Origin of the sequence: Streptomyces lonarensis (assembly GCF_012033735.1) — a bacterium.
In the GTDB taxonomy this organism is placed as follows: Bacteria; Actinomycetota; Actinomycetes; order Streptomycetales; family Streptomycetaceae; genus Streptomyces; species Streptomyces lonarensis.
In genome coordinates this window covers 1-4,396 of record NZ_JAAVJD010000335.1, presented here as the reverse complement: position 1 = coordinate 4,396, position 4,396 = coordinate 1, and the positions used below count along the sequence as shown (strand labels likewise).

The window sequence follows — 4,396 nt, the reverse complement described above, 5'->3', positions numbered from 1 at the left end:
GGCGGGACCGGCGCGGGCGCGGCGGCGGGCGGCAGGCGGTGGGCAAGCCGGCGGAGCGCGCCGGCCGCGACCGCGCGAGCGGTGACCGCCGACACGTTCGCGACCCGCGAGAGGACGGCTCGTGCCGCACGGCCCGGGTCGGGCCGCTCGACGATCTTGACCCAGGTGTACTCGGTGTTCATCGCGTTCCTCCCGCAGGGGCCGCCACGTGCGCGGCGGTGCGCCGGTAGATGTCCGTCAGGCGTTCGGCCGCTCGGCCGATGTCGTAGTGCCGCACCGCGCGCGGCTGGGGCAGGCGGACGGGGCCGGCCCGGGCAACGGCCGCGAGAGCCGAGGTGAGTTCGGAAAGCCCGCCGTCGAACCGGGTGGCGCCCGGGGCATCGGTGGGTGCCAGTTCTTCGAGCGCCGGGCAGGAGGCGTGCAGCACCGGCAGGCCGGCCGCCAGCCCCTCCAGGACCGCCAGGCCGAACGTCTCGTCCCGGGAGGGCGAGACCAGCGCGTCGCACGCCGCGAGCAGCGCGGGCACCTCCTCGGCGGACCGGTCGCCCAGCAGCCGGACACGGCCGGCGACGCCGAGCGCCGTGGCGAGCCGCAGCAGCCGACGGCGTTCGGGTCCGTCACCGATCAGGACGAGGAGCGACCCCGGCACGGCGGCCACCGCGCGCACCAGCACGTCGAACCGCTTGCCGCCGACCAGCCGCCCCAGGCCGGCGACCACGAACGTGTCCGGTGCGACGCCGAGCCGCGCCCGGACGCCGCGGCGCGCCGACAGGCCGTGCCGGTAGCGCTCGGCCTCGATGCCGTTGGGGACGACGTGCAGCCGCTCCGCCGGGACGCCCCAGTGCCGCAGCCGGCGGGCCACGGCCGTCGAGACGGCGACGGTCGCGTGGCCGAGCCGTTCGGTCGCCAGGTAGAGGCCGCGGGTGGGCGCGGTCAGCGGGCGGCCCTCGATCTGCGCCTCGCCCAGTGAGTGCTCGGTGGCGACGACGGCGCGGACCCCTGCCGCGCGGGCGGCGATCCGGCCGTAGACCCCGGCCCGGTAGAGGTGGGTGTGCACGACGTCGTACCGACCGCGTCGGACCGCGCGGGTCAGCCGGGGCAGCACCGCCAGGTCGCGGTTGCCCGCCATCCCGAGGTGGCCGACGCGCACGCCGTCGGCGCGCAGCCGGTCCGCGACGGGGCCCGGGTTGGTGAGGGTGATGACGTCGCACTCGACGCCGTGCGCGGGGAACCTGCGTGCCAGAGCGGCGAGTTGCTGCTCCGCCCCGCCGCTGCCGAGTCCGGTGATGACGTGGAGTACGCGCATCAGACGCCGCCCCCCTCGTGGGCGACGCCCTCGCGCACCGCATCGCCCGGCGCGCGGTCCTCCGCCGCCGCGGCGCCCCGTGACGGGGCGGACGGGGTGGGCGTCCCGAGGCCGCCGGCCACCCGGACGGTCGCGCCGTCCGGCGGCGTGGGGGCTGCGTCGGGCCGCGGTGCGGGCCGGGCCGCCCGGGGCGAGCGCTCCACCGGGTCGCGGGGCCGGAGCGCCGCCGCCTCCCCCCGACGCCCCCGGCTCTTCCCGCCGCCCGGCGCGGCGGCCCTATCGGGTGCAGCGGCCGGCGGCACGGGGGCAGCGGGCTGTGGGACGGCCGCACGCGGCGGGTCGGCGGGTGGCGGCGGTGCCGCCGGCACATCCACCCCGAAGGGCATGCCGAGCGGTCGTTCCCCGGCGCGGTACGGCCCCGCCCCGGCCGCGCCCCGGGCACGGGGCGCCCGAGCGCCTGCCTCGTCGGCGAGGGTGACGGCCCGCCGTCGCAGCGGGTGCAGCACGCGCTTCGCCCACAGCCGGGCCGCGGTGTCCCGCTGGCCGACGTGCGCGCGCGGCAGCGCCCAGCGGCCGGTCAGCGGACCGGGGTCGATGGAGCAGGCGTAGTCGTAGCCGACCTCGCGCGCCATGGCCGCCGCCGCGGCGTCGACGTCCCCGTAGGGGTAGCAGAACCCGGCCGGCGGGGTGCCGCAGATGTCCGCCAGCCGGTCGCGGCTCTCCTCCAACTCGGCCCGGAGGTCGGCCTCCCGCAGCCCCAGCAGGCTGCGGTGGTACATCCCGTGCGAGCCGACCTCCATCCCCGCGGCGGCGACCGCCCGGACCCCGTGCCCGGTCAGCAGCGGTTTGCGGGGGCCCAGCGGGTCCCAGTCGTTGAAGCCGCCCAACAGGCCGGGGAGGACGAACACCGTGGCGGTGCAGTCGTAGCGGTGCAGCAGCGGCACCGCCCCGGTGAGGAAGTCGGTGTACCCGTCGTCGAAGGTCAGCCCGACGAGGCCGGTCGAGCGGCCCGCGGCGTGCGCCGCGAGCATCTCGCCGAGGGAGACCCCGCGCAGCCCGCGCTCCCGCAGCCAGCGCAGCTGCTCCTCCAGGCGGCGGCGCGAGACGGTGATGTTGTACGGGTCGGCCGTGGGGTGGTCCACCGAGTGGTACATCAGGGTCCACGGAAGCGCCGCCCCCCGCGACCCGGCGGGCCTCGCGGACCTCACCGCGCTCCTGACGGCGGACGAGACGGTCGTCTCACGGAACAGAGCGGACATGGCGCAGCCTCCTTCGGGCTTCGGTGACCAGGGAGAGGACCTCCGGCACGCGCAGCGCCGCGGAGGCGGCCACGAGGACGGAGGGGACCAGGACCGCGGTGACGACGAGCGCCGCCGTCGGTGAGTCGAGCCGGTAGGCGAGCGCCCAGCCGGCAACAGCGGCGGCCGTGGCGGCGCACGCCAGCCGGGCGAGGACCGCCAGCACCCGCCGGATGTCCACCGCCAGTACCCGGGTGCGCAGGCCGCGCAGCATCAGGAGGGCGGCGACGGCGATCCCGGCCGCGTTGGCGGCGGCGAGTCCGGGTGCGCCCCACGGCCCGACCAGCGCGGCGCCGGCCGCCGCGGTCACGGTCAGGCCGCAGGCCATCGCTGCCATCGGGTACCAGGTGGGCCGCGCCGCCGAGAAGAACGGCCGTGCCAGGGTGCCTACCAGCGTGTGACCGAGCAGCCCGAGCGCGTAGACCCGCATCACCGCGGCGGTCGCCTCGGTAGCGGCCGCGTCGAAGGCGCCCCGCTGGAACAGCACCTCGATGAGTTGCGGCCCGCAGGCCAGCACATAGGCGGCGCCGGCCAGGACGACGCCCGAGGCCCAGACCAGGTCCCGCTCCACCCGGCGGCGCGCCCCGTCGAGGTCGCCCTCGGCCATGGCCCGCGCCACCACGGGCAGGGTGACGGTCACGATCATCAGGGAGAGCACCATCGGCAACTGCGCGACCTTCTGCGCGTAGTTGAGGTGGGAGATGGCACCGGCCGGGAGGTCCGAGGCGAGGAAGCGTTCCACCAGCACCTGCGCCTGCCGGCTGAGGGCGAACAGCGCCACCGGGGCGACCAGCGCGAGCGCCGCCGCGCCGGGCGAGAGGGGGCCGGCCGCCGAGACGGCCGCGCCCTCGGCGGACGCCGGGTCGCGCCGACCGGCGGCGGGCGCCGGGGCCGGAGCGGACCGCTGCCGGACCGCGAGCCGGCGCGCGGGAAGCCTGCGGAGGAAGGCGGGCAACTGCACCAGCACCATCAGCAGGCTGCCGAGGGCGACGCCGAGCGCCGCCGCCCGCATCCCCCACGCCGTGTGCAGCGCGAACGCCGCGGCGACGATCCCCAGGTTGTACGCGATGTAGATGGCGGCGGGCGGCGCGAAGCTGTGGTGGGCGCGCAGCACGGCGCTCAGATAGCCCGCGGTGCCGAAGGTCAGCACCGTCACGGCCGTCATCCGCGTGCAGTCCGCGGCCAGTTGCGGATCGGCCAGTCCCGGCGCCAGCAGTCGCACCAGCAGCGGGGCGGCGGCGGCGAGCACCGCGGACGTGACCGCGAGCACCAGGAGCAGCCGGGGCAGCGTCGCCCGCAGCAGCTCACCGACCGGGTCCCGGGGCGAGGTGCCGAGCCCGCGCCGGGCGAGAGCGAGGCTGAACGCGGGAACGAGGACCAGCGCCATGGCGTCCTCGATCAGCACGGTCGAGGCGAACTCCGGGAAGGTCCAGGCGACCAGGAAGGCGTCGGTCTCGCTGCCGGCGCCGAAGAGATGGGCGAGCGTCTGGTCGCGGACCAGACCCAGCAGCGATCCGCCGGCGGTCAGCAGCGCCGTGACCAGGGCGGCCCGGGCGACGAACCGATCGCCGGGGACGGGCCCCTGGTCCTGCTCGTGCGGTGCTGCCGCCCGGTCCGCGGCGGACACGGGCACGGGCGAGGCGGCACCGTCCGCCGCGGGCACGGGGGAAGCCGGTGCGGCGGCGTGGTCCGGCGCGGCCTCAGGGGGCGGGGAGCCGGGGGCGGACGGGGTGCTCACGATGCCGCCCACCCGTCGGCCGCCGCGGCGGGGTCTGCGGCGGCGGTCGCGTCG

The 4,396-nt window shown here is 77.8% G+C and carries 4 protein-coding genes; all 4 read right to left on the bottom strand.

Going from position 1 to position 4,396, the window contains the following annotated elements:
- On the bottom strand, nucleotides 1-182 hold a 182-nt coding region (locus HCN56_RS23965), incomplete at its 3' end, for a hypothetical protein (RefSeq protein ID WP_167974501.1).
- Nucleotides 179-1,306: a glycosyltransferase gene (locus HCN56_RS23960; RefSeq protein ID WP_167974499.1), complete on the bottom strand. Its 1,128-nt coding sequence runs from the start codon at nucleotides 1,304-1,306 to the stop codon at nucleotides 179-181. The genes HCN56_RS23960 and HCN56_RS23965, both read right to left, overlap by 4 nt.
- Entirely contained in the window at nucleotides 1,306-2,565 is a 1,260-nt protein-coding gene (locus tag HCN56_RS27345; RefSeq protein WP_312871415.1) for a polysaccharide deacetylase family protein, read from the bottom strand. The genes HCN56_RS23960 and HCN56_RS27345 overlap by 1 nt, the downstream gene beginning before the upstream one ends.
- The coding region (locus tag HCN56_RS23950; RefSeq protein WP_245246953.1) for a lipid II flippase MurJ at nucleotides 2,546-4,396 on the bottom strand (1,851 nt) is incomplete at its 5' end. The genes HCN56_RS23950 and HCN56_RS27345, both read right to left, overlap by 20 nt.

Excerpts from the sequence above, each read along its gene's own strand:
- HCN56_RS23960 (WP_167974499.1), bottom strand. The coding sequence starts at position 1,306 with ATGCGCGTACTCCACGTCATCACCGGACTCGGCAGCGGCGGGGCGGAG.
- HCN56_RS27345 (WP_312871415.1), bottom strand. The coding sequence starts at position 2,565 with ATGTCCGCTCTGTTCCGTGAGACGACCGTCTCGTCCGCCGTCAGGAGC.